Below are 22,120 nucleotides of genomic sequence, written 5' to 3' on the forward strand. Positions count from 1 at the left end.
GCCCGGTCCCGCACGGAGCCGGGTCATCCCTGAGGGCGAGGCACCGGGAAGAGCAGGCAGCTGCTGGTGGCGTGGGCGAGGAGACGGTCCGTCGCGTCGAACAACTGCGCCTGGGCCAGGGCCGTTTGACGGCCGGCGCTGACCACCGTACCGATGGCACGGACGGTGCCCGTGTCGGCGGTGATCCGCCGCAGGAACTTCACCGTCAGGTCGAGCGAGGTGTAGGCCGTGCCCGGCGGGAGGGTGGACTGGACGGCGCACCCCGCCGCCGAGTCGAGCAGGGTGGCGAAGATGCCGCCGTGGACGCTGCCGATCGGGTTGTAGTGCTCCTCCCCGGGCGTCAGGGAGAAGACGGCCCTACCGGGCTCCACCTCGTCCAGGGTGAAGTCGAGGGTGTGGCTGACGGGCGGTGCCGGCAGTCGTCCCGCCTGCAGCTCGCGCAGGAAGTCGATACCGGCCATGCGTCCGGCGGCGTCCGCCAGGATCTCCGGATCTTCCCACTGATACGTACGTGTTCGTCCCACGGTCCCGTGCCTCCATCTGGCTTTTTGAAGTGAAGCTAGCCTCCCCGTCGGCTGACTGTCAATGACGAAGTCAGGGCCCTAGGATGGCGGGATGAAGTGGCTTGAGGCGAGCACGGAGAACTGCCCCGTCCAGCGCACGCTCGACGTGATCGGGGAGAAGTGGACCCTGCTGATCCTGCGCGACGCCGTCAACGGTGTCCGCCGCTTCGACGACTTCCACCGCCATATCGGTCTGTCGGAGGCCGTCCTCAGCGACCGCCTCCGCAAGCTGACCGCGGCCGGCGTCCTGAGGACCGTCCCCTACCAGGAGCCGGGCAGCCGCCCCCGCAACGAGTACCGCCTGACCCGCAAGGGCTGGGACCTGTGGCCCGTCCTGATGGCACTGAGCCAGTGGGGCGAGGCGTACACCCTCGACGCCGAGGGACCCGTGCTGGACGTGCGCCACACCGACTGCGGCGCTCCGCTCCGCGTCGTCGTCGAATGCTCCGCGGAACACTCCGCCCTCGGCCCCGGGGAGGTCACCGCCCGGCTGGGACCCGGCGCCCGAACCCGGTCGCGAGGGTGACGTCGTACGCCTCCGGGTCGAACCCGGCCAGCCGTCGGCGCATTCGGACCGTCGACCAGGGCCAGCTGAAGCTGTTGCGGCCGTTGCCGTCGAGGTAATAGCTCGAGCATCCACCGGAGTTGTAGACGGTGGGCGGAAGGGCCTGCTGCACCTCGGCGTTGAAGGCGGCCTGGACCTCGGGACGGACGTCCGTGGCCGCCCAGCCCGCCGAGCGGATGTGCCGCACCGCGCCCGCCAGATACTCCAGTTGGGCTTCCAGGACCATGAAGGCCGAGGAGTGCCCGGTTCCGAGATGCGGCCCGAGGAGGATGAACGCGTTGGGGAATCCGCTGACGGTGGTGCCCAGATAGGCGTCCGGGCTGCCCTTCCAGTGCCGCTCCAGGCAGACACCGTCGGTGTCGAACACCCGCTGGGCGATGGGCATGTCCAGGATGTGGAAGCCCGTGCCCAGGATGATCGTGTCGACGTCGGCGCCGGTGCCGTCCGTGCCGACGACCCGGTTGCCGCGGACGGCCTCGACCGCAGTGGCGTGGACCGTGACGTTGAGCCGGGTCAGTGCCGGGTAGTACGTGTTCGACAGCAACAGCCTTTTGCAGCCGAGCGTGTAGTCGGGTGTCAGCGCCCGGCGCAGCCGCGGGTCCTTCACCGTGGCCGCGAGATGGAGGGTGCCCACCTTCTGCACCGCCCGCAGAAGGGCGGGATGCCGGAAGCCTAGGCCCAGGGTCTCCATCGCCGCGTACTCCGCGCTCCGCAGGGCCCGTTGGGCGGCCGGGAAGCGTCGCATGAGCCGGCGTTCGGCCCCCGGCACACCGGACGCCCGGCCCAGCCGGAGGTGTGCGCCGGGCTGCCCGGCCTAGCCGGAGGTGGTGAAGCGGGACCGCCACAGGTCGCGGAGCAACGCGATCTCAGCCATGTGGTGGATGAATTCGAGGTTGGCCGACGCGAGCACACCGATGTACGGGTAGTCGCGGTCGTTGCTGTACGGGTACCGCGAGAACCCGACCGTGTCGAGCTGCTGGTCGGTGACGCCGGCGACGCCGTCCCGCCAGCGGTCGATCACCGCCCAGAACCGCTCCAGTGTCGGGGCGGCGGCGGGCGTGAAGTCGACCATCAGCTTCGGGTCCTGCCGCCGTTCACCGAAGGTCCACTCCCACATGCCCGCGAACTCGAAGTGCAGGTGCCCCAGCCGCCACGCGATGGTCGTGATCGGCGTCGCGTCGGGCTCCGGGGCGCCGGTGTGGGCGAGGATCTGCTCGACCCGCTCGACACTCACGCTCCAGTCCTCGGCGATCTTGGCGACGGACATGCCGTCGGCGGCCTGCCGGGCGACCTCGGCGTACTCGTTCGCCGGGATGTCCGCGGCACCCAGGTCGAGCACCCACTCCCCTGGCCCGAACGCCCTGGGCGTCGCCGCCTCGCCCCGGCGCCGGAGCGACCAGCAACCGGGCACCGGCTCCCACAGATACTCCTCGTCGCCGAGCCCTGTCAGCCGCACCTGGGCCATCTCCCTGGCCTGGTCGAACTGGTCGAGCAGTGGACCCAGACGGTCGGGTCGCGCGCCCTCGGTCTCCATACGTGGCTCCCCTCACGGTCGCGCCTCGTAACCCACCGCGTTCAGGCGGAAGTTAACGGCTCACCTCACAGGACGCCACCGAATTCCCCGCTGTGCGGAGCGGCAGGTGGTGCGGCGGGCCACAGGCGCTACATCATGGGTTCGCTGCCGGCGGGCTCCCGCATCGCGAACAAGCCGAACATCAAGGCCTTCCTGTCGAAGCCGTCCACACTCTGGTTCCTGTTCCTGTTCCTGTTCCTGTTCGACGGCGGCGGGGCCGCGTTCTGCCGCCTGACCATGGACTCCGTGAAGGGCGTGGCGACGGCCGGTACGGACCTGGTGCCGCTGGGCGCGACCGGAGGCCTCGTCGGAAAGCTCCGAACCGAATGCGCTGGATGTTCCGCACGACGTCATAGCGAGATGAAGTGCTCGCGCAGTGTCGACACCAGAAGTCTGTCGGTCAGTCCGCGCCGTTCGAGGGCGTCCGACGGGCGGGGAAAATCGCCCTCCACGATGCCTGAGCGGGTGTGGACGTGGTAGCGGTCGCCGAGGGTGTGCATGAGCACTCCGCGGACGTCGTCGAGCAGAAGTTCCGGTGAGGCTCCGAAAGCCGCGAACGTCTTGTGCTCGCCTGCCAGAAAATCCACCGGGCCGAGCAGCGACCGCAGTTCCTCCAGCCGCAGCCGGCGGTTCACCGAATGCGGGACGATATCGAGGGCCACCCTGGCGCCACGTGCCGCGGCCCGGTGCATGATCTCCAGAGTGCCCTCCCGCGTCGATGCGCGGAACAGCATGTATCCCGAGACAAGGACGAACGGGGCTCGCACGGCGCCTGCCAGGGTGACCGCGTGTTCGGTGAGGGCGCTCCGATTGGCGTTCGGCGCCGCCACCATGGCGCGCGAGCCGTCCGGAAGGTAACCGACGAGTACCGCCCCAGTCTGCTCGACGGTGTTCTTGTCGCTGATCAGGTCGATGCCGAGCGATTGCAGTTCCTCGGCCAGAAACCGGGCCGGGAAGGATTTGGGGTCGCCCAGGCCACAGACCAGCGAAACGGGCGAGAACCCGTTCTCCGTGCCCGCCCGGGCGAGGTTGAAGCCGGAGCCTCCCGGAGTGAGAAGAACCGCCCCCTCGGTGTATCCCCCTTCGCGCAGATCCTCATCGGGCGTCACCAGTACGTCGACCGCGATGTCCCCCACGACCAGGAGCCCCACGCCGTCACCGCGAGACATCGAAGTGCGAGGCGAGGCTTTCCCGCGCCTCGGACCAGGGGCCGAGGAACGGGAGAAGCGCAAGGGTCACCGGTTGTACATAGAGAGAGCCTCTGGTGATCAGCCCGGTGGACAGCCAGGCCACCAAGCCGCACGTCCGCCAGTCGTCGCCTCCCACGGCTGCCGAGACATCGCCGAGAGAGCCGCCGGCCGTGAGAACGGCGGCGGCCGAAGGGGGCAGTTGGTAGGTGGAGCTTCTGCTGAGTCCGACCTGGTCGGCGGTGGTGATGACGACCCAGGCCATGACCATGAGCGTGCCGTCGACCGTCTCGACTCCCCCCTCCAGTCCCACCCAGAAGTCAGCTTGCGGAAGTGCCTTCCGCACCGCCTCGGCGCGGAACTCGGCACCCCTGCGCGTCTCGTCGTCACCGCGGGGCTGCTCCGGGGCGCCCGCGATCGCCACGCCTTCGACCAGGACGGGTCCGAGCAGCTGGGTGAAGCCCTCCCGGATCGCGTCGATCTTGGCCTGGTTGGTCGAGCCGACGGCGATGCGCGGGCGCGCGGTCGAAGTCATTTCCTCAAAGGGCATGGGGCTTGCTCCATGTCACGGTCATTCGGCCTTCCTCGTGGGAGAAGCGTGCACCGGGCAGGAGCGAGCCGTAAACGGATACGAAATCCCGCTCGCTCAGAAAGACGTCCGCGCGAAGATGAGATCTCCACCGCGGACCCAGACGGAACAGTACGATCCGCAGCGCCGCGACGGCACCGAGGCGACCTCGATAGTTGCGGAATGTTTTGACGACCCGCCAGCTGTATCCCATCCGGCGTTGTCGGGGCACATCCGTCGCGGAGAAATCGATGAGAACGATCCGTCCGCCGGGAGAGGTGACCCGAACGATTTCCGCCAGCGATTGCTCCGGATCGGTGTGGTGCAGCGCTCCGTAGCTGAAGACATAATCGATGCTTTCTGTGGCGAACGGCAGCGTCGCCGCGTCCGCCGTGATCAAGGGAACCTCGGGAACCCTCGCGCGGCGCAGTAGGGCGTGATCGATGTCGAGCCCGATCACGCGGTCGAAGCGATCGCTCAACTGCCGTGCCACAGCGGCTGAGCCGCACCCCACATCGAGTGCCACGCCGGACATCGTCTGTGACCCGGTGACGCCGAGCCCCTTCAGGATCGCCGCGCCGGTGAGGGGGGCCCGGGTTCGTTCCCAGTGAGCGAGCCCGTCAAGCATGTTCGCCCCTTTCACCGCTCCAGACGAGATGCCGACCGTTCCACCCGAGGACCAGGTCCCCGACGTCGAATCCCGGGCCGACCATGCGACCGTCGCCGTCGACGTCCTCCGCGTGCCATACGCAGTGGAGGTGGGTGTCGGCCGCGTCGGCGATGATGCGTTCCCGGCCGGCGGTGGCGAGGAAGGGTGCGACGACGTCCACCCGGGCTCCTGGAACCCGGACCCGCAAGGCGTGGAGACACGCGGTGATCGTGCGGCCCGAAGCGACGAGTGTGTCCACCAGCGCGTACCGAGCGCCGGGCACCACAGGCAGGGAGGCGTAACGGACCGTCGGTTCCTCGGTGTGCCGCGCCCGCCACGGGACGATCACTCCGGTCGGCCCGAAGCCCGCGGCCTCTGCGTAGGCGTCCCTGAGGGCGAGCCCGCCCCGCAGAACGAAGATCGGCACCAGACCCGCGGTGTCCATACGAAGGAACAGCTCCCTGCCGATCGCACCGAGAATGCCCGTCTCATGGTGCTCGAGGAGACGGCTCTTCAGGCGATCGGCTTCCTGAGAGGGGTAGATGTGCAGGCGCGGATCGATCTGTTCGGGATACGAGATCTCCTGCATGTTCATCCTCGTCGTGCGGCCATGATGAACAGCGGGATCGCCACGACCCAGGCGCCCCAGGCGAACACGAGGGCTTCGGTGTCCCCTCCGATCACCCTCCCCAGGGCGGCGACGAGACCGCCGCCCAGGGCGACGGCGGTCAGTTCGAGCGCGAGCACGCGCGGGGACAACAAGGCCGTCCATGCGCGACGGCCCTCGTCAACGGGTGGTGTCGCGAGCACGTCGGTGCGCAGGCGTAATTCTTCCTGAGCCTGCTCCAGCTCCGCGATACGCGGGATGACGCTGCCCGTCAACGCTTGGCAGACAGTCCGCCAGCGGGATGCTTCGACCGCGTCCAGGTAGCGGCTGAGCGCGTTGACCGCCTCGAGCACCGCCCACGAGGCCGATACGGCCGGGACGCCGGGGACCTGCCAGCAGAGTTCCTTCTCGTGCCGTTCGGCCAGGTCGTCGACGAGCCGGCGCACCGTGGGGTGGTGAACGTCGACTCCCAGTCCCAGTAAGGCGATCAGTGATCTCTCGGCCGGCAGGTGGGTCCAGCGGAGGCGGGCCGAATGCAGGCGGCGGGGCAACCCTGAGGCGATGGAGGCGGGTAGCTGGTAGTGCTCGATCCACGGGACCAGGGGCGCCTGCGGAAGCGTCGCGAGGAGCCACTCCCTGGCGTCGTCGAGGGCGGCGGCACAGGCCCATGGCATGTGGGCGGCCTGCATGCCCTCCACCGCGTGTGCCGTGTGGGCGGCCGTCGAGCGCTCGCCGTGCCGGATGCCCCAGCCACCGTCGTCGTTCTGCTGGCGGACGAGCCAGTCGGCACCTCGTTCTCGCACCTGTCGGAGAGGGGACGCCGATGCATGGCTCATGTCCAGCGCTCTCAACGCGTAGGCCGTGGCCGTGACGTCACTCAGGTCGTCGGAGGCCAGACAACCCCACCCGCCGTCGTCGTTCTGCGCGCGACTGAGCCACATCAGGCCCTCGTCGACCACCGGGTGTCCACTGAAGAGGCCGAGCGCCGCGAGAGCGTGCAGGGACAGGCAGGTGACCAGAGTGAGGCTCAGGTGATCGGCGAACCCCGGCTTGGACCAGCCGCCGTCGGCACACTGCTCGCTGCACAGCAGGTCGGTCGCCTCGATCAGGTGGACATCCTGGCGCTTGACCCCCATGCGGATGAGCGACGACGCCACGCACGCGGTTCCCGTGGCGGTCGGGGGACCCGATTCGTCCAGGAATTGGGGCCAGCCGCTGGCCTCGGGACGCTGGACGAAACGGCTGTAGATGTAGTGGTGCGCCTCTTGAAGGTCGGCCGACACCTGGGCGATGTCCTGATCGATGCGTAGCAGCGCGCGTTCGAAGATCCGGCTCACATCGGTTCCGCCGACATCACCCGCGGTCATGAACGCTCCGGTTCCACGCCGTTGCGTTCGGCGGATTGCGCCGGGGCACCGTCGGGCCTGCATTCAGGACATCGACGTAGCCCCTTCACGCGCGCCTCGCTCAGTGTCACAGCCGTCAATTTGACGGTCTCGGTCCTGCGGCAGCCCTGCCGGTGATATTCACGGCTTTTACCGAAGGTGTTGCCGAGAGCGGCTGGAGTCGCGTAGACGAGTGGATTCTGGCGACGGATTTCAGCGATGCTCATACGCACGGTCACCGGGTCCCTCGTCACCTCCGCCAAAGGGGTCGATTCACACGAAGACCGGTTCGCCCAGGCCGCATTGACAATCGCCTCGGCCTGCCTCCGCGCGTCGGCAATGATCTCGTCCGCTTGCCGGCGGGCTGCTTCGAGCAGCCGTGCGCATTGTTGTCGGACCGCCTGGACGTCGATGTTCGCCGGAGGACCTTCGATGGTGGCGAGGCGTTCCCAGGCCCGCTCCCACGGAGCGGTCCGGCTGATGCCGCACTGACCGAGGAAGGCGAGCAGCACGGCTTTCCTCGGGAACCGTCGACCGGCGAGCATGTCCGACGTCGTCGATCTGGAGAGTCGGACAGGCGCGTTGCGGGTGCGTAACTCCAGCTCGCGCAGGGAGGGGTGATCCGCACGGAGGTGGACGACACGAAGCAGGGCCGCCAGCTCGAGACGGGTCGTCACGGTGGAGAGTTCGTGGTCCACATCCGCTGTGTCAAGTCGCTCGATCACTGAACCACCCAGTGTCCGCACCTGTCCGCACCTGTCCGACGGCAGTCTAGGTCAGCCGCTGTGCGGCGAAAAGGGCGCGTCCTGAAACGGCTTCATTCGTCCGCCGACGCCACCTCTTCGTCCGCCCATCTTCTGGACACCCCCTCAAATGCCTTCTCCTTTTACCAGGATCCCCGACGCATCGGGGTGGGGAATGAAGGGGAGAGTCACATGCCGAGCGGAACTCCGATGAAACCCGAAGACCAATACTGGCGCACGCTCATCGCCATCGAGAGTTTCAAGGTGACGGTCTGGACTATTATCCAGATCATCTCCGTCGTCGTGAATTTCTTCTAGTGCCCGGCACTCGGAAAGGTCCTGTCGGCGGTCCCGCGCTCGAAAGGGAGAGCGGGACCGCCGACGGCTTTCAGCTGGAGCCGGACTTCAACAGGCAGCTGTCACCCGGACCGACCACGACCGGTTTGGTTTCCGAGCTGCAACCTCAACTGTCGGCCAGGGTGTGGTCCAGGAGAGGGAGCAGGCGATCCCAGTGGCGCTGCAGCCCGGAGGCGCTGAAAGCGTCGGTGTCGGACATGGTGAAGCCGTGGACGGTGCCGGGGTAGATCTCGGAGGTGTGGCCGACGCCCGCGGCATCCAGGGCCTGGTTGAGCTCGTCGAGGGCCTCGGGGGTCATGTCGCCTTCGGCGTGGCCGAGGTGGACCTGGGCGGTGAGCTTGGAGAAGAGGTCGGGCCCGTCGACGCTCACGGGGCCGTGGAATGCGGCGACGGCGGCCACCTGGCCGGGGTGGGCCGCGGCAGTACGCATCGCCAGGAGGCCGCCTATGCAGTAGCCGGTCACCGCGACCGGTCCGGCGGCGACCTCGGGCTGGGTGGTGAGGAACCTGAGGTAGGCGTCGGCGTCGCGCAGGACCCGTTCCGCGGTGTGCGCCTCGATCAAGGGCATCACCTGGGCGAAGACCGCGGGCCGGGCCTCGTCTCCGATGTACTCGGGGAGTTCGATCACCGGTGCCGGGCCGTGCCGGTAGAAGAGGTTGGGGACGAGCACGTAGTACCCGTGCGCGGCCAGTTCGCGGGCCATCTCCCGCAGCACGGGCCGGATGCCGAAGCCGTCCGCGTACATCAGCACCCCTGGGTGCCGCTCGCCGCGGTCGGGGAAGGCGGCGAAAGCGTCGGCCCGGCCGTCCGCGGTGGGAATGTGCAGCGTCTTGGTGGGCATGAGTTCTCCTGTCGTGGTTGATGTGTCGAGCATGTGATCAACACGACGGAGGCGGAGCCCGCGCAGCAGCGCGAGGTCCTCGATCGAACAGCGGGCCCGCACCGGCCCGCACGGCGCTCAGAGGAGCACCGGGTCACCCATCCGTGTGTGGCGCGATGCCGTCCCGGTAATCATGTCCGCAACATAGTCCACCGAACAAAGCCGATGCCAACACCCCCAGTCCACTGTGTGGTTCGCGAGAACGATCTCGGCCAACTCCTCGGTCCCGGACCCGGTCGACGCGCTGTCCGTGAGACCAGTGACGAGGTGGCGGACCGGGGAGGTTCTGCCGCGCGAGGTTCTGCCGCGCTGCGGAGGGACGCCGATCGCGCGCGCATGGACTGGGCGGCCGACCGGGCCCATGAGCGGCTCGTCCCGCCTCACGTCGTAGGACGAGGTCTCCAGCGTCACTCGTCAAGCGTGAAGCAGGAGCAGGGCGCCCGGTCGCCATCGTCGGCGTCGCCCTCTTCCGGCGCGACGCGCCCACGGTGCGCGCCTGCTCGTCGAGGGGCGCGACTCCGGTTTCAATACACCGGCGTCAACCACCCACACCGACCTGACGGAAGTGATGTCAGCATGACCGGATCACCTCGACCGACCCTGGTGGTCACCGGAGCCACGGGCCGACTCGGCGGTCGTGTCGCCCGTCGGCTGGCCGCGCGGGGAGTGGCCCAGCGGATGCTGGTCCGCAACCCCGAGCGGGCGCCCGAACTGCCCGACGCCACGCCGGTCCAGGGCGATTTCGGCGACCACGACGCCGTCCTGCGCGGTCTGGACGGCGCGAGGACCGTGTTCATGGTGTCCGCCTCGGAGAGCCCCGACCGGCTCCTCCAGCACAAGACGTTCGTGGACGCCGCTGCGGAGGCGGGCGTCGAGCACCTCGTGTACCTCTCCTTCTTCGGCGCCGCGCCGGACGCCACCTTCACCCTCGCCCGCGACCACTTCCACACCGAGGAACACATCCGTGCGCGCGGCCTGTCGTACACGTTCCTGCGCGACAACCTCTACGCGGAGTTCGTCCCCGACCTGGCCGGTGAGGACGGTGTCATCCGTGGTCCGGCCGGGCACGGACGTGCCGCGTTCGTCTCGCAGGACGACGTCGCCGACGCCGCCACCGCCGTACTGACCCGCCCGGCCGAGCACGCCGGCCGCGTCTACGACCTGACCGGGCCCGACTCCCTGAGCTTCGCCGAGGCCGCGGTGATCCTGTCCGAGACGCAGGGCCGCACCGTCACCTATCTGCCCGAGACGGTCGAGGAGGCGTACGCCTCCCGCGCCTCCTACGGCGCCCCGAGCTGGCAGCTCGACGCCTGGGTGTCGACCTACACGGCCGTCGCCGCCGGTGAGCTCGACGGGGTCGGCGAGGCCGTGCCCCGCCTCACCGGCCGCCCCGCCACCCCGCTCGCCGACGTCATCCGCGCGAGCCAGGGCTGACCGGCGCGAGGACCCTCCGTCGACACCACCGGCGCCGCGGATCGAAGCGATGTCGTTTTTTGACCATCAGAGGTCGTCAAAAGGTGACGGCGACCCTTCCATGTCGGCATGTTTGAACACATCACCCCCGCGCAACCGCCGACAAGGAAGACAGTCACTGCTGCACCTCGGATTCAACACCCCCGGCGTGATCCGCCGGCCCATGGAGAACCCGGTGCGCCGAACGCCTCGGGCCCGACTCGTCCGGGTCAACCCCGAACACCCCGAGGTTCCCGCCGACCTCGCCGGACGAGCGCTGTCCGTCCCTCTGGGCGCGGACCTGCTCCTGCACGAACTCCTCGCTTGAGGGGCCTCGGACCCGGGGCGGGTCAGCGATCGACCGGCTCGTACGCGAACCAGTCGAAGTGGACGGCGCCGGAGCCCGCGAACATGCCGATCACCCGGCCGGTGAAGCCGCCGGCGACCTCCGTGGAGAGGTACTTCCCGTCCAGTGAGGCCAGTTCGACGAAGGTGCCGTCCGGCTCCTCGATGCCGAACGTGACGGTGTCCGGGCCGGTGCGGGCATCGCGCACGGCGTGCACGGCGGCCACCTCGACGCGGAGGACCACGGGACCCGGGGGCGTCGGCCGGGACGCCACCACGGTGTTCGAGGGACCGATACGGGCCCGCACCCGCACCTCACCTGACGAGGCCTCGATGTCATAGTGATGCTGCTCGTCAAGGCGGACGGCCAGGCCCCCGCGGCCGTCCGCCACGTCGACCAGGGCGCGCACGCGGCACGACATGTGTTGCTGGCGCCGGCCGACGAACGTCACGTCGGTGTCGTCGAGCGATCCGCCGCGGGCACGCAGGGTGAGCCAGCCGGGCTTCTCCTTCGTCGTGCACACCTCCGGCGACCGGTGCCTCAACGAGACCCAGAACGGGGCGAGTTCACTCAGCTCGAAATCGTCCCGGTCCGGCACCGCAGGCTGCGGCAGCAACGGCCAGGGGGGTGCGGGCATCGAGGTCGACAGTTCGCCGACGACCGGCCAGCCGTCCACCCAGTCGACCGGCACCAGAAACGTCTCCCGGCCGAGTACATGCCACCCCGGGGTGCCACCGCCCGGCCGCACGCCGAGGAGCACCATCCACCACGAGTCGTCGGGTCCCTGCACCAGGTCCGCATGACCGGTGTTCTGGATGGGATGGTCGGTGCCCCGGTGGGTCAGGATCGGGTTGGCCGGGCACGGCTCGAACGGGCCGGCGGGTGTGCGACCGCGGGCGACGGAGACGCTGTGGCAGCGCTCGGTGCCGCCTTCGGCGATGAGCAGGTACCAGTAGTCGCCGATCCGGTAGAGGTGCGGTGCCTCCGGGGCCTTGGCACCGGGGCTGCCGGACCAGAGCCGGCGCTGCGGGCCGAAGGTCTCCCCGGTGTGGGGATCGATGCGGATCTGGCCGACTCCGGCGGTGGTGCACCAGCAGGTGCCGTCCTCGTCCCAGGCGAGGTCCGGGTCGATGCCGTGCACTCCGGGCAGCCGGACGGGATCGGACCAGGGGCCGGCCGGGTCGGTGGCCGTGAACAGCAGATTGCCGTCGGCGCTCACATTCGTGACGATCAGCCAGAAGCGGCCGTCGTGGTGGCGGAGCGTGGGGGCGTAGATGCCGCCCGAGGACGGGGTGTCGAGCGGCAGGCGCAGCTGACTCGGCCGGTCGAGGGCGTTGCCGAGTTGCGTCCAGTGCACCAGGTCCCGGCTGTGGAAGACCGGTACTCCCGGGAAGTACTCGAAGCTGGAGCAGGCCAGGTAGTAGTCCTCCCCGACCTTGCATACGGTCGGATCGGAATGGAAGCCCGGAATCACCGGGTTGTCGACGGTCTCGGCCTTCTCTGACTTGCTCGACACCCTCATCGAGTCCTTTCACTGGTGTGACCCGCCACAGGCGTCGGCGGAGCCGGTCAGGTCGGTTCAGCGGCGGAGCTAAGACGATCACGATCGAGTAGGCGCGGCGCGCTGCTTCCTGTCAATTTCTCCGCCGCGTACCGAAAGTTTTCGTCGCCGAGAAGGATTCCGTCGCGGAGAGATCCAGCGAGCTGACCGGCGGGTCTCCCCCGGTGCCGCGGCAGACGGTGGTGAGCTGCGGCTCAGGCGTCCCGGGACAGATCCCGGGTCTCGGCCAGTTGCCGGAAGCCGGCCGCCCGGTAGGTGGCGACGGCGCCCGCATTCGCGCTCGGGGTGCAGACGATCGCGCTCGACGAGCCGAGTTCGCGGAGCGCGGCCGCCGCGGCGACGGTGATCGCCTTGCCGTGGCCGTGACCGCGATGTTCCCGGTGCACGCCCATCGGCTCGAGCAACCCGGGCTTGCCCGGACCGGCCGACCACACCGTCACCGCCGCCACCGCGTCGCCCTGGGCGTCGTACCCGAGCAGACACCGGGCGTCGGCGTACGGCGGTCCGGCCGCCATCGCGTGCCAGTGCTCGTCCGTGAACGTCGACCTGTCGAACGCTGCCCGCTGGACGGCGGTCCGGGCCCGCGCCTGCTCCGGCCCGGTCACCTCGATCCGTAGGCCTGGGTCCTTCACCGGGCGCGTGAGGTCACGGCGCAGGGGCGTCCAAGGCTCGTCGGCGTTCCAGCCGTGCTCGAGCAGCAGATCTTGGAGCAGTGCGTCCATCGGCGCCTCGACGGACACCTTGCCCGCAGGCAGTACGCCGTGCTCGGGCTCGGCCAGGTCCTCGAGGAGCCGCTGGGCCAGCTCCTCGTCCCGCCGGGCGTCGGGGGCGATCGTCAGCCGTACCAGCCGGGGCTCGTCCAGCAGCCCGACGGCGAGAATCCGGCCGTCCCGGCTCCAGGTCCGGACCGCCGCGGCCGTCGCCTCGGCTCCGAACCGCCAGAACCAGCCCAGGTCCCCCGGATGCAGTTGCGTCGGCGCCCCGTCGTACTGCCACTCCCGCAGCACGCCCACGGCCGCCCTCAGCCCGTCGGCTTCCGGCTTGCCCAGCACCATCGCCATATCCCCGATGACACACCACCGCGCCGCCCGCCCGCACCCGAGATTCCGAGGGGCGGGCGTGGTGGGGGTTCGGCTGCTTCAGGGGCGGGGCCGGGTGGCGGTGTCGAGGTAGAAGGCGTCGATGCTCTGGACGGCCTGTTCGAACTCGTCCAGGTTGACGGGCTTGGTCACGTAGGCGTTGGCGTGGCTGCTGTACGCGTCGGTCACATCTCCGGGGGCCGTGGACGTGGTGAGGACGACCACGGGGATGGTCTGGAGGTCTTCGTCGCTCTTGAGGACCTTCAGCAGCTCGCGGCCGTTCATGCGCGGCATGTTCAGGTCGAGGACGATGAGGTCGGGCCGCGGGTTGCCGGGGGTGCGCAGGTGCTCCAGAGCGGCGACCCCGTCGGTGACCTGGACCAGGTTGCGCGCTCCACGCTCGGAGAGGGCTTCCTCGATGAGCATCGCGTCGGCGGCGTCGTCCTCGACGAGCAGGACGTCGAACGGGCGGGCGGGGGTGGTCATCATCGGATGCTCCGTGGGTGTCTCGTCAGAGTGGTGAAAGAGCCCCGGCCAGCGACGCCGGGCGCCTTGGCGGGTCAGGCCGCAGGCGGCGCCGAGCTGCGGGTAGCCCGCTCCCGCGCGGGCGGCAGCCACGGCTGCTTCCCGCTGGAGCCGTTCGGCGGCCTGTTGGAGTTGGTCCAGCAGGTGGAGCAGGGCCAGGGCATGGGCCGGGTCGTCCGGTGCCGGGTCCGGGGGGCCTTCCAGCAGCCGGTGGGCAAGGCGCTGGGCAAGTTTGCCGACCGCGGCGTCCGCGATGACGGCCGTCTCCTGCGGACCGGTCCGCAGACCGAAGTTCTTGCCTGGCATACCTGGCACTCTATGGTCCGGGAGGAGCTCGCGACAACAAGCGTTGTCGCCGTCTAGAGTGTGCAGACCGTTGCCTTCGGGCAAATGTTCGCAGCGAGGAGTCCACAGAATGACCGGCAGTGAGAGACCACCGCGTACGCGGTGGCTTTCCACGTGGACGACCCGGCGGTGGCTCCGCGTGGGGGCGGCCATGTCCCTGGCGGTTCTGGCTCTTCTCGGTAGCACGGGAGCCTGGGTCCTGGCACGGACCGAGTCGATCAGCAGGGACCTCGTCGACGTGCGGTCCCCCGCGCTGACCACGGCGATCCGGCTGGAGTCGGCTCTTCTCGACCAGGAGACCGGGATCCGCGGCTACGGGATCACCGGCACGGCGGACTTCATCACTCCCTACCAGGAGGGCCTGGCCGAGCAGAAGACGAGCATCGCGCAGCTCACCGGGCTGCTCGCCGGCGACCGGGCCGGCCTGGACGACCTGAAGGCCGTACAGGCCGCGTTGACCACGTGGCAGGAGAGGATCGCGCGGCCGATCGCCGCCGCGCCGGCCGGCTCACCCTCACCGCTGGCCACCGAACGGGCGGCGGAGGGCAAGAAGACCTTCGACGACGTACGTGCCGCCCTGAGCGCGCAGCAGGAACGGCTGCGCGCGGAGCGCGTCCGGGCGCGGGACGACCTGATGGCCACGATGGCCCTGCGGAACGTGGTGTTCGGCGCCGCCGCGGTGCTCGTCGTCGTCCTCACCGCTTTCGTCTTCGAAGGACTGCGCCGCGGCATCACCCGGCCGCTGGATCAGCTCGGCGCGGACGCCCGCACCATCGCCGACGGTGACTTCGACCACCCCATCTCCCCGACCGGCCCCGCCGACCTGCGGCGCCTCAGCGGTGAGATCGAGTTCATGCGCCGCCGCCTCGTACGGGAACTCGCCTTCAGCGAGGAGGCGCGTCAGCGTCTCGACGCGCAGGCCGCGGACCTTCAGCGCTCCAACGCGGAGTTGGAGCAGTTCGCGTATGTCGCCTCCCACGACCTCCAGGAGCCGCTGCGCAAGGTCTCCAGCTTCACCCAGCTCCTCCAACGGCGCTACGGCGGGCAACTCGACACCCGGGCCGACCAGTACATCGACTTCGCGGTCGACGGCGCGAACCGTATGCAGGTCCTCATCAACGACCTGCTCGACTTCTCCCGGGTCGGACGGATGCACAACACCCACCAGAGCGTCGACCTGGACACGGTGCTGGAGCGGACCCTGTCCGCGCTGAGCGTCGGCATCGAGGAGGCCGGAGCGACGGTCACCCACGATCCGCTGCCGACCCTGGTCGCCGACCCCACCCAGATGGGCATGCTCTGGCAGAACCTGATCGGCAACGCCGTCAAGTTCCGCCGCCCCGGCGAAGCACCGAAGATCCATGTCACGGCGGCCCGGGAAGACGAACTGTGGCGGTTCACCGTCACCGACAACGGCATCGGCATCGCTCCGGAATACGCCGACAAGGTCTTCGTGATCTTCCAACGGCTGCACACCAAGGACGCCTATTCCGGCAGCGGCATCGGCCTCGCGATGTGCAAGAAGATCGTCGAATTCCACGGCGGCACCATCGGCGTCGACACCGCCTACCAGGCCGGCGCCCGCATCACCTTCACCCTGGCACCCGAGCCGCCGGCGGACCCAGGCCCGTCCACCCTGCCGCAGGCCGACCGGGCCGGCACCGAGCAGACACGATGACCACAGCGATGACGACCGGCCCCGAAGCGGCGCCCGACGCGCCGATGTACCGCATCCTTCTCATCGAGGACGACCAGGGCGACGCCCTGCTCGTCGAGGAGCTTCTGTACGACACGGGGCTGCGGTTCGAACTGACGACCCGCACCACCCTGGCCGAGGCTCGCACCGAACTGGCCGGCGCCCCGATCGACTGCGTCCTCCTCGACCTGCACCTCCCCGATGTGTCGGGCATCGACGCGGTCGCCGCCGTGCGAGCCCTGGCCCCGCACACCGCCGTCATCGTCCTGACCGGGCTGGCCGAGGCCCAGGCGGGCACCGACGCCATGGCCGCCGGAGCCCAGGACTACCTGGTCAAGGGCAAGGTCGAAGCGGACCTGCTGCACCGGACGGTGCGCTACGCCGTCTACCGCAGCCAGACCGAGCGCGCAAGCGCCGAAGCCCAGGCCACCCGCCTGCGGGCGGAGGAGAACGCCCGCCTGGAACGCGGCCTGCTGCCCCAGCCGATGCTCGACACCTCCACCGTGCGAGTGACCTCCCGCTACCTGCCCGGCGCCGCGATGGCCCTGCTCGGCGGGGACTTCCTCGACGTGGTGGAGGGAGACGACGGACTGCTGCACGCCGTCGTCGGTGACGTCAGCGGCCACGGCCCGGACGCCGCCGCGCTCGGTGTCTGCCTGCGCATCGCCTGGCGTTCCCTCGTTCTCGGCGGACATCGCGGCGAGGACCTGCTGCATCTGATGGAACGCATCCTGATCGCCGAACGCGGCGACCAGCAGCTGTTCGCCACCTGCACCCTCCTCACCCTCGACCAGGACACCGCGACCGCCACCCTCCACCTCGCGGGACATCACGAGCCCCTCCTCACCACGGTCGACGGAACCCGGGAACTGACCGCAGCGCACGGCATCGCCCTGGGTATCGTTCCCGGGCTGCACAGCTGGCCCTCCACTGTCATACCGCTCCCGGCCACGGGAGCCCTGACCCTGTACACCGACGGCCTCACCGAGGGGCACAACGGGGCGACGAACGAACGGCTCGGCGTCGAGGGACTGCTCACGCTGATCGGAACCCTGCCGTCGGCGGACCCTGCCGCCCATGTCGACCTCCTCATCAAGGAGACCCACGAGTTGAACGCCGGACGCCACTCCGACGACCTCGCCGTGCTGCGCCTCGACTGGGGCGTGCGCCCCACCCACCCCTGAGACCTTCCCGAGCGGCGGCTCCGCGGGAACTCAGCGGACCCGGTCGTAGACGAGGGCCAACGTGCCGTGCTCGCCCGCGGTCTGGCTGACGAGCGTCCACCGCTGCGCGGGCAGGCCGTCGTCGAAGAGGCGTGGCCCGCCGCCGAGGAAGACCGGGAAGACCGTGAGCGCCAGCCGGTCGACCTCGTCGGCCGCCAGCAGCGCCTTGACCACGCTCGCGCTGGAGAGCACGAGAATGTCGCCGCCCTCGGTGGCCCTGAGGTCCGCGACGACCTCTGCGGCCGGCTTGTCGACGACCGTCGTGCGCTCCCACGGCGCCTTGTCGAGGGTCGAGGAGAGAACCACCTTGTCGGTGTCGACCAGCCACTTCGCGAAGCCCTCGTCGCGCGGGTCGGCGCCCTCCATACCGATGACGGTGGGCCAGAAACCGAGGAAACCCTCGGCGTTGACCCGCCCGAGCAGGGCCGTCGTGGCCGGCTCCCAGAGGCTGGTCAGGTGGTCGCGGGCGACGTCGGTCACGGCGTACGGCATCACCCAGCCCATGTCCACGGGGTTGTCCGGTGCGGCGTAGCGACCGTCGAGGGAGAGGGCCATGTTGGTGACCACTCGACGGCCGGCGATCTGCTCTGTCATGTCGCGCTCCCTGTGTCGGTGCGGGCTGCGCCGCCCGCACTGTCAGTGCTCTTGGTGTCTGTGCCGTTGGTGTCGGTGTCGCTGTCGTGCGGGTCCGTGGCGAGGGTCGCCGCGAGCTTGTCGAGGCTCTGGCCGAAGCCGATCTCGATGCCCGCGACGAAGTCCGCGGACTCGACGGTGCTGTCGGTCATTCGCCAGTGGACGTCGAGGTCCGTGCCCGTGCCGGTGGGCCGCAGGCCCATGTCGACGTGGGCGGTGAACGCGAGGCGGCCGTCGGGAAGCAGCGGGGAGAGCCGGTAGGCGAGGCGCTCACCAGGGCTTACGTCGACGACGACGCCCTCCGCGCGCCCGGCGACCGGGTCGGAGCCTCCGTCGTCCTCGGCATCGCGGTACTCCTGGACGATCCGCCCACCGGGCCGTGCCTCGAAGACGAGTTCCGAGACGCGGAGGTCTTCGGGGGTCCACCAGCGCGCGAGCAGCGCGGCCTCTGTCAGGTGGCGCCAGACGAGTTCGGGGCGTTCCGCCAGTGACCGGTGGAACGTGAAGGAGCGGCCGTCGGCCCACCCCGGCTCCTGCGCGGCGAGCCGCTCCGTGTGGACGCTGAGCCCGTAGCGGTCGTACGGCGTGTCCGTGCCACTGACCTGGTCCGCGGCATCCGCGAGCCGGCTCAGCGCGGCCGCCAGCTCGCGGAGGGGGCCGGGCCGGAGCGCATAGATCCGGCGCTGACCGGTGCGCCGGGAGGTCACGACGCCGACCCGCTCAAGGGTCTGCAGGTGCTTGGTCGTCTGCGGTTGGCGTGCGTCGGCGAGCTGGGCGAGAACACCCACCGGGCGGGGCCGCTCGGCCAGCAGGCTCACGAGCCGCCGGCGGGCCGGGTCGGCCAGTGCGGCGAGGAGTGCGTCCATGGCGTCCATGGCAGCAAGTATTCCCGATGACGAATATTCGTGTCAAGGAATATACAGGCCACCGGACCCGGCAGCACAGCTGCACGTCCCGCCGGGACCCGCGACCCGCGGCCCCGACCCCATGCGGGAGGGGGAGCGCTCAGCTCGGGGAGGTCGGGGTGAGCACCACGAAGTCGGCGTCGGACGGGTCGAGGCAGACGGCGAGCCGGCCGACGCCCTCCGCGTCCATCGGTCCCATCTGCACGCTGCCGCCGCCCCCGGTGACCGCGGCCACCGCGGCGTCACAGTCGGCGACGGCGAACACCGGGTGCCAGTACGCCTGCCCGCCCGCCAGGGCGAGGTCCTCCTCGCGGACCTGCATCAGGCCGCCCTGCATACGTTCCTCGGGAAGCCCGGCCGGTGTGATGAGGGTGTACGTGCCCCCGCCGCCCGGCATTTCCGTGTCACTGAACCGCCAGCCGAAGACCCCTCCGTAGAACTCCTTCGCGGCCGCGGCGTCGCTCGTGTACAGCTCGGTCCAGGACAGGGAACCCGGTACGTCGGCCAGCTCGAAGCCCGCGTTCTTCCCTGGCTGCCAGACCGCGAACTGGCCGCCCGACGGGTCGGTGTACTGCGCCATCCGCCCCCACTCACCGAGGTCTCTCGGGGGCACCCGGACCGTGCCGCCCGCGCCCTCCACCGCCTGGGTGGTGGCATCCGCGTCGGTGACGCAGTAGTAGATCATCCAGGCCGAGCGAGCGCCCTCCTCGGACAGCTTGCCCAGACCGGCGACGGTCTTGCCGTCCTTCTGGAACATCCCGCCCTCCATGTCCCCGTCCTCGCCCCCGCCGCCGCCCATGGACTCGTAGTTCCAGCCCAGCACCGAGCCGTAGAAAGCCGCGGCGGAGCGGACGTCGGGCGCCCCGAGGTCGAGCCAGCAGGGGGAGCCGGGAGTGAGCTCGGTCGTGATCACGGCTGTTCCCTTCGCAGGTCCTGTGTCATTTCAGCGTGACACCCGCCACCGACAATCGCGCGTCGGCCGCGGCCGAGGCTCGGGTGTCGGACCGTGCGCCCAGGCTGGCCGCCGGACAAGTGATCAAGGAGCGGCGTAGTGCGGATAGAGCGTCACCAGGTGGGCGGGGCAGTGGTTTCGGCGGCGCGCGAGGACTTCGCGAACCGGCTCGGCGGACAGGTCCGGTCGATGTCGAAGGCGGGTCGGATGGCCACGTACGAGCGCGGGCACGGCGGCGTCCCCGGAAGGGCCCGGCACCGGCGGGCTACGACAGGTGGTCGGTGCGGCCGTCGGGGGCGGCGCGGGCCAGGCCCGTCCGGTAGGCGATGACGACGAGTTGCGCCCGGTCGCGGGCGTCCAGCTTCGTCATGGCGCGCTGCACGTGGGCGCGGACGGTGAAGGGGCTCAGGAACATCCGCTCGGCGATCTCCTGGTTCGACAGGCCGGTCGCGACCAGAGCCACCATCTCGCGTTCGCGCGGGGTGAGCGCGGCGAGTTGTTCGGGGTGATACGGCGGGGCGTCGTCCGGTGTGGCCAGGAAGCGGGCGACCAAGGAGCGGGTCGCGGCGGGCGACAGAAGGGTGTCGCCGTCGGCGATCGTACGCACCGCGTCCAGCAGGGCCTCGGCCCCGATGCCCTTGCCGATGAAGCCGCCTGCCCCCGCGCGCAGCGCCTGAGCAACGTACTCCTCGGTCTCGTACGTGGTGAGGATCAGGATGCGGCTGGCACGCAGTTCCGGGTCCGCGCAGATCTCCGACGTGGCGGTGAGACCGTCCACCTCGGGCATACGGATGTCCATGATCACCACGTCCGGGCGCTGTTGACGAGTGAGTCTCACCGCCTCCCGGCCGTCGGCGGCCTCACCGACCACGGTGATGTCGTCGGCGCTGCCGAGAAGTATGCGGAAGGCCTCGCGCAGCAGGGCCTGATCGTCGGCGAGCAGTACCCGGAACGTCACGGCGCATCCCCGGCCTCTCCGCCGCCCGTTCGGCTGTCGGCTGTCGTTGCGTCGGCTGTCCGCCCCTCGATGGTGGTCGCTCCGTCAGTCCTCCGTGCCGTGTCCTTCGTGGGGTCTTTAGCAGGTTCCTTCGCGGGGTCCTTGGCGGGCGGGAGGGGCAGTTGGGCGGAGACGAGGAAGCCGCCCTCCGGGGGACTGGCCGCCGAGAGCTCTCCGCCGACCGCGGTGGCCCGTTCACGCATCCCGATCAGACCGTAACCGGGCGGCCGTTCCACCGCCGTGGACGCACTCGGTCCCGCGGGTGGGGTGGACGTCGTACGGGCGCCCCCTCCGTCGTCGGCGACGGTGATGGCGAGGCGATCGCGCTTCCACGCGAGGCGCACCCGGGCGGTGGCGGTACCGGCGTGCTTGGTCACGTTGGTCAGGGCCTCCTGGACGATGCGGTAGGCGGTGAGGTCCACCCCCGGCGGCAGCGGCCGGTCCGTGCCTTCCTGGTGCACCGACACCTCCAGACCCGCGCGGCGGAACGACTCGACGAGCGTGGGCAACCGGGACAGCCCGGGCGCCGGTTCGGAGGGCGTGGGCGCGTCCCCGGACTGACGCAACAGGCCGACCGTGGCCCGCAGTTCGTCGAGCGCGTGGCCGGTAGTCTCGACGAGCTCCTTCAGGCTCTTGCGGGTCTGCTCCGGGCGGGTGTCGAAGAGGTGGGCGGCGACCGTGGCCTGCGCGTTGGCCAGGGTGATCTGATGGGCCACGAGGTCGTGCAGTTCCCGGGCGATGCGCACCCGTTCCTCGGCGACTCTCCGGCGCGCCTCGCTGTCCCGGCTCTCCTCGGCCCGCCGGGCCCGCTCCTCCACTGCCGCCAGGTAGGCCCGTCGGTTCTGCGCCGAGTGACCGAGTACGCCGGCCACCAGCGGGAACGCCGCCACCGCTGCCACCCGGCTCGCGTCCTGCCACGAGAGGGCCCCGAACAAGGGGGCGGAGGCGACCAGCAGCGCCGCGGAGATGAGCAACACCGCGCTCACCGCACGCCGTTCGGTGCGCGCGGTGAGCGAGTACGAGTAGGCGGTGATCACGGCGGGGGCCACGATGAGCGGGCTCAACAGGAGGCCAAGGGGCGGCCCCAGCACTCCGCCCGCGGTCGTGACCGCCATGGCGGTCAGGGGCGCCCGGTGCCGCAACGGCAGCACGGTACAGGTCCCCACCGCGATGACGTAGGCGGCGGCGGTCGGCGGTGACAGCCTGCTGCCGTCGTCCTGCACCGCGCCACCGAGCAGACAGAGCGCGAACGCCGTCGCCGTGATCGCTGTCTCCCGCCACCACCTGCCGCGTGGTCGCGGATCACCGCCACCCGTGTTCTTCATGGCC

Annotated in this window: 24 protein-coding genes; 6 read left to right on the forward strand and 18 right to left on the reverse strand. The window is 70.1% G+C overall.

Annotation, left to right across the window (positions count from 1 at the left end; genetic code table 11):
* Positions 1–23 precede the first annotated feature (23 nt).
* Complete coding sequence (locus ACFVYS_RS09700; protein WP_389500446.1) at positions 24–524, reverse strand: PaaI family thioesterase; 501 nt, start codon at positions 522–524, stop codon at positions 24–26.
* A 91-nt stretch (positions 525–615) separates the two neighbouring features.
* Between ACFVYS_RS09700 and ACFVYS_RS09705 the strand changes: the two genes are divergently transcribed.
* A complete protein-coding gene (locus tag ACFVYS_RS09705; RefSeq protein WP_389500447.1) occupies positions 616–1,089 on the forward strand; it encodes a winged helix-turn-helix transcriptional regulator in 474 nt (157 codons plus the stop codon).
* Here ACFVYS_RS09705 and ACFVYS_RS09710 read toward each other — a convergent pair.
* The 8 genes from ACFVYS_RS09710 to ACFVYS_RS09745 all read right to left on the reverse strand — a co-directional run bounded on the left by ACFVYS_RS09710 (position 1,043) and on the right by ACFVYS_RS09745 (position 7,795).
* A complete protein-coding gene (locus ACFVYS_RS09710; protein WP_389500448.1) occupies positions 1,043–1,873 on the reverse strand; it encodes a hypothetical protein in 831 nt (276 codons plus the stop codon). The two genes, ACFVYS_RS09705 and ACFVYS_RS09710, sit on opposite strands and share 47 nt — an antisense overlap.
* A 69-nt stretch (positions 1,874–1,942) precedes the next feature.
* A complete protein-coding gene (locus ACFVYS_RS09715; protein ID WP_389500449.1) occupies positions 1,943–2,662 on the reverse strand; it encodes a DinB family protein in 720 nt (239 codons plus the stop codon).
* 389 nt (positions 2,663–3,051) lie between these two features.
* On the reverse strand, positions 3,052–3,837 hold the full coding sequence (locus tag ACFVYS_RS09720; RefSeq protein WP_389500450.1) for a PfkB family carbohydrate kinase: 786 nt from the start codon (positions 3,835–3,837) through the stop codon (positions 3,052–3,054).
* A gap of 19 nt (positions 3,838–3,856) precedes the next feature.
* Complete coding sequence (locus ACFVYS_RS09725; protein ID WP_389500451.1) at positions 3,857–4,438, reverse strand: DUF84 family protein; 582 nt, start codon at positions 4,436–4,438, stop codon at positions 3,857–3,859.
* The gene (locus tag ACFVYS_RS09730; RefSeq protein ID WP_389500452.1) at positions 4,428–5,084 is read right to left on the reverse strand and encodes a class I SAM-dependent methyltransferase; all 657 of its coding nucleotides are present in this window, start codon (positions 5,082–5,084) and stop codon (positions 4,428–4,430) included. The genes ACFVYS_RS09725 and ACFVYS_RS09730 overlap by 11 nt, the downstream gene beginning before the upstream one ends.
* Complete coding sequence (locus ACFVYS_RS09735) at positions 5,077–5,694, reverse strand: uracil phosphoribosyltransferase (RefSeq protein ID WP_389500453.1); 618 nt, start codon at positions 5,692–5,694, stop codon at positions 5,077–5,079. The genes ACFVYS_RS09730 and ACFVYS_RS09735 overlap by 8 nt, the downstream gene beginning before the upstream one ends.
* A gap of 2 nt (positions 5,695–5,696) precedes the next feature.
* A complete protein-coding gene (locus tag ACFVYS_RS09740) occupies positions 5,697–7,079 on the reverse strand; it encodes a prenyltransferase/squalene oxidase repeat-containing protein (RefSeq protein ID WP_389500454.1) in 1,383 nt (460 codons plus the stop codon).
* The gene (locus ACFVYS_RS09745) at positions 7,076–7,795 is read right to left on the reverse strand and encodes a hypothetical protein (RefSeq protein WP_389500456.1); all 720 of its coding nucleotides are present in this window, start codon (positions 7,793–7,795) and stop codon (positions 7,076–7,078) included. The genes ACFVYS_RS09740 and ACFVYS_RS09745 overlap by 4 nt, the downstream gene beginning before the upstream one ends.
* Before the next feature lie 237 nt (positions 7,796–8,032).
* Between ACFVYS_RS09745 and ACFVYS_RS09750 the strand changes: the two genes are divergently transcribed.
* Positions 8,033–8,158, forward strand: coding sequence for a hypothetical protein (locus tag ACFVYS_RS09750; RefSeq protein WP_389500458.1), 126 nt, complete (start codon positions 8,033–8,035; stop codon positions 8,156–8,158).
* A 145-nt stretch (positions 8,159–8,303) separates the two neighbouring features.
* Here the strand turns inward: ACFVYS_RS09750 and ACFVYS_RS09755 are convergent, their stop codons facing one another.
* The gene (locus tag ACFVYS_RS09755) at positions 8,304–9,038 is read right to left on the reverse strand and encodes a dienelactone hydrolase family protein (protein ID WP_389500460.1); all 735 of its coding nucleotides are present in this window, start codon (positions 9,036–9,038) and stop codon (positions 8,304–8,306) included.
* A gap of 615 nt (positions 9,039–9,653) precedes the next feature.
* Here ACFVYS_RS09755 and ACFVYS_RS09760 point away from each other — a divergent pair.
* Positions 9,654–10,511 carry an SDR family oxidoreductase gene (locus tag ACFVYS_RS09760; protein WP_389500462.1) on the forward strand — a complete coding sequence of 286 codons (858 nt, stop codon included), beginning with the start codon at positions 9,654–9,656 and terminating at the stop codon, positions 10,509–10,511.
* Between the two features lie 214 nt (positions 10,512–10,725).
* A complete protein-coding gene (locus tag ACFVYS_RS09765) occupies positions 10,726–10,857 on the forward strand; it encodes a hypothetical protein (RefSeq protein WP_389500464.1) in 132 nt (43 codons plus the stop codon).
* A gap of 22 nt (positions 10,858–10,879) precedes the next feature.
* On the opposite strand, the gene ACFVYS_RS09770 is transcribed toward ACFVYS_RS09765, so the two are convergent.
* From ACFVYS_RS09770 to ACFVYS_RS09780, 3 genes are all read right to left on the reverse strand, one after another.
* Positions 10,880–12,397 carry a glycoside hydrolase family 43 protein gene (locus ACFVYS_RS09770; protein WP_389500466.1) on the reverse strand — a complete coding sequence of 506 codons (1,518 nt, stop codon included), beginning with the start codon at positions 12,395–12,397 and terminating at the stop codon, positions 10,880–10,882.
* A gap of 233 nt (positions 12,398–12,630) precedes the next feature.
* Positions 12,631–13,497, reverse strand: a complete 867-nt coding sequence (locus tag ACFVYS_RS09775; RefSeq protein ID WP_389500468.1) for a GNAT family N-acetyltransferase — start codon at positions 13,495–13,497, stop codon at positions 12,631–12,633.
* Positions 13,498–13,575: 78 nt separating this feature from the next.
* Positions 13,576–14,346 carry a response regulator gene (locus ACFVYS_RS09780; RefSeq protein ID WP_389500470.1) on the reverse strand — a complete coding sequence of 257 codons (771 nt, stop codon included), beginning with the start codon at positions 14,344–14,346 and terminating at the stop codon, positions 13,576–13,578.
* A 109-nt stretch (positions 14,347–14,455) separates the two neighbouring features.
* Here ACFVYS_RS09780 and ACFVYS_RS09785 point away from each other — a divergent pair, with 109 nt between their 5' ends.
* Both ACFVYS_RS09785 and ACFVYS_RS09790 read left to right on the forward strand, forming a co-directional pair.
* Positions 14,456–16,063 (forward strand): ATP-binding protein, encoded by a 1,608-nt coding sequence (locus tag ACFVYS_RS09785; protein WP_389500472.1) that lies wholly within the window; start codon positions 14,456–14,458, stop codon positions 16,061–16,063.
* On the forward strand, positions 16,060–17,265 hold the full coding sequence (locus ACFVYS_RS09790) for a PP2C family protein-serine/threonine phosphatase (RefSeq protein ID WP_389500474.1): 1,206 nt from the start codon (positions 16,060–16,062) through the stop codon (positions 17,263–17,265). The genes ACFVYS_RS09785 and ACFVYS_RS09790 overlap by 4 nt, the downstream gene beginning before the upstream one ends.
* Positions 17,266–17,295: 30 nt before the next feature.
* Here ACFVYS_RS09790 and ACFVYS_RS09795 read toward each other — a convergent pair whose 3' ends face one another.
* From ACFVYS_RS09795 to ACFVYS_RS09815, 5 genes are all read right to left on the reverse strand, one after another.
* Complete coding sequence (locus ACFVYS_RS09795; RefSeq protein ID WP_389500476.1) at positions 17,296–17,898, reverse strand: dihydrofolate reductase family protein; 603 nt, start codon at positions 17,896–17,898, stop codon at positions 17,296–17,298.
* Positions 17,895–18,803 (reverse strand): metalloregulator ArsR/SmtB family transcription factor, encoded by a 909-nt coding sequence (locus tag ACFVYS_RS09800; protein ID WP_389500744.1) that lies wholly within the window; start codon positions 18,801–18,803, stop codon positions 17,895–17,897. Before ACFVYS_RS09800 ends, ACFVYS_RS09795 begins: the two co-directional genes overlap by 4 nt.
* A gap of 139 nt (positions 18,804–18,942) precedes the next feature.
* The gene (locus ACFVYS_RS09805) at positions 18,943–19,755 is read right to left on the reverse strand and encodes a VOC family protein (RefSeq protein ID WP_389500478.1); all 813 of its coding nucleotides are present in this window, start codon (positions 19,753–19,755) and stop codon (positions 18,943–18,945) included.
* 304 nt (positions 19,756–20,059) lie between these two features.
* A complete protein-coding gene (locus tag ACFVYS_RS09810; RefSeq protein ID WP_389500479.1) occupies positions 20,060–20,752 on the reverse strand; it encodes a response regulator in 693 nt (230 codons plus the stop codon).
* Entirely contained in the window at positions 20,749–22,116 is a 1,368-nt protein-coding gene (locus ACFVYS_RS09815) for a sensor histidine kinase (protein ID WP_389500480.1), read from the reverse strand. Before ACFVYS_RS09815 ends, ACFVYS_RS09810 begins: the two co-directional genes overlap by 4 nt.
* Positions 22,117–22,120 lie beyond the last annotated feature (4 nt).

Origin of the sequence: Streptomyces sp. NPDC058295, from assembly GCF_042880655.1 — a bacterium.
In the GTDB taxonomy this organism is placed as follows: Bacteria; Actinomycetota; Actinomycetes; order Streptomycetales; family Streptomycetaceae; genus Streptomyces; species Streptomyces coriariae.

Excerpts from the sequence above, each read along its gene's own strand:
- ACFVYS_RS09750 (WP_389500458.1), top strand. The coding sequence starts at position 8,033 with ATGCCGAGCGGAACTCCGATGAAACCCGAAGACCAATACTGGCGCACG.
- ACFVYS_RS09790 (WP_389500474.1), top strand. The coding sequence starts at position 16,060 with ATGACCACAGCGATGACGACCGGCCCCGAAGCGGCGCCCGACGCGCCG.
- ACFVYS_RS09780 (WP_389500470.1), bottom strand. The coding sequence starts at position 14,346 with ATGCCAGGCAAGAACTTCGGTCTGCGGACCGGTCCGCAGGAGACGGCC.
- ACFVYS_RS09755 (WP_389500460.1), bottom strand. The coding sequence starts at position 9,038 with ATGCCCACCAAGACGCTGCACATTCCCACCGCGGACGGCCGGGCCGAC.
- ACFVYS_RS09795 (WP_389500476.1), bottom strand. The coding sequence starts at position 17,898 with ATGACAGAGCAGATCGCCGGCCGTCGAGTGGTCACCAACATGGCCCTC.
- ACFVYS_RS09725 (WP_389500451.1), bottom strand. The coding sequence starts at position 4,438 with ATGCCCTTTGAGGAAATGACTTCGACCGCGCGCCCGCGCATCGCCGTC.
- ACFVYS_RS09705 (WP_389500447.1), top strand. The coding sequence starts at position 616 with ATGAAGTGGCTTGAGGCGAGCACGGAGAACTGCCCCGTCCAGCGCACG.
- ACFVYS_RS09775 (WP_389500468.1), bottom strand. The coding sequence starts at position 13,497 with ATGGCGATGGTGCTGGGCAAGCCGGAAGCCGACGGGCTGAGGGCGGCC.
- ACFVYS_RS09760 (WP_389500462.1), top strand. The coding sequence starts at position 9,654 with ATGACCGGATCACCTCGACCGACCCTGGTGGTCACCGGAGCCACGGGC.
- ACFVYS_RS09740 (WP_389500454.1), bottom strand. The coding sequence starts at position 7,079 with ATGACCGCGGGTGATGTCGGCGGAACCGATGTGAGCCGGATCTTCGAA.
- ACFVYS_RS09730 (WP_389500452.1), bottom strand. The coding sequence starts at position 5,084 with ATGCTTGACGGGCTCGCTCACTGGGAACGAACCCGGGCCCCCCTCACC.
- ACFVYS_RS09715 (WP_389500449.1), bottom strand. The coding sequence starts at position 2,662 with ATGGAGACCGAGGGCGCGCGACCCGACCGTCTGGGTCCACTGCTCGAC.
- ACFVYS_RS09710 (WP_389500448.1), bottom strand. The coding sequence starts at position 1,873 with ATGCGACGCTTCCCGGCCGCCCAACGGGCCCTGCGGAGCGCGGAGTAC.
- ACFVYS_RS09815 (WP_389500480.1), bottom strand. The coding sequence starts at position 22,116 with ATGAAGAACACGGGTGGCGGTGATCCGCGACCACGCGGCAGGTGGTGG.
- ACFVYS_RS09770 (WP_389500466.1), bottom strand. The coding sequence starts at position 12,397 with ATGAGGGTGTCGAGCAAGTCAGAGAAGGCCGAGACCGTCGACAACCCG.
- ACFVYS_RS09800 (WP_389500744.1), bottom strand. The coding sequence starts at position 18,803 with ATGGACGCACTCCTCGCCGCACTGGCCGACCCGGCCCGCCGGCGGCTC.
- ACFVYS_RS09735 (WP_389500453.1), bottom strand. The coding sequence starts at position 5,694 with ATGCAGGAGATCTCGTATCCCGAACAGATCGATCCGCGCCTGCACATC.
- ACFVYS_RS09785 (WP_389500472.1), top strand. The coding sequence starts at position 14,456 with ATGACCGGCAGTGAGAGACCACCGCGTACGCGGTGGCTTTCCACGTGG.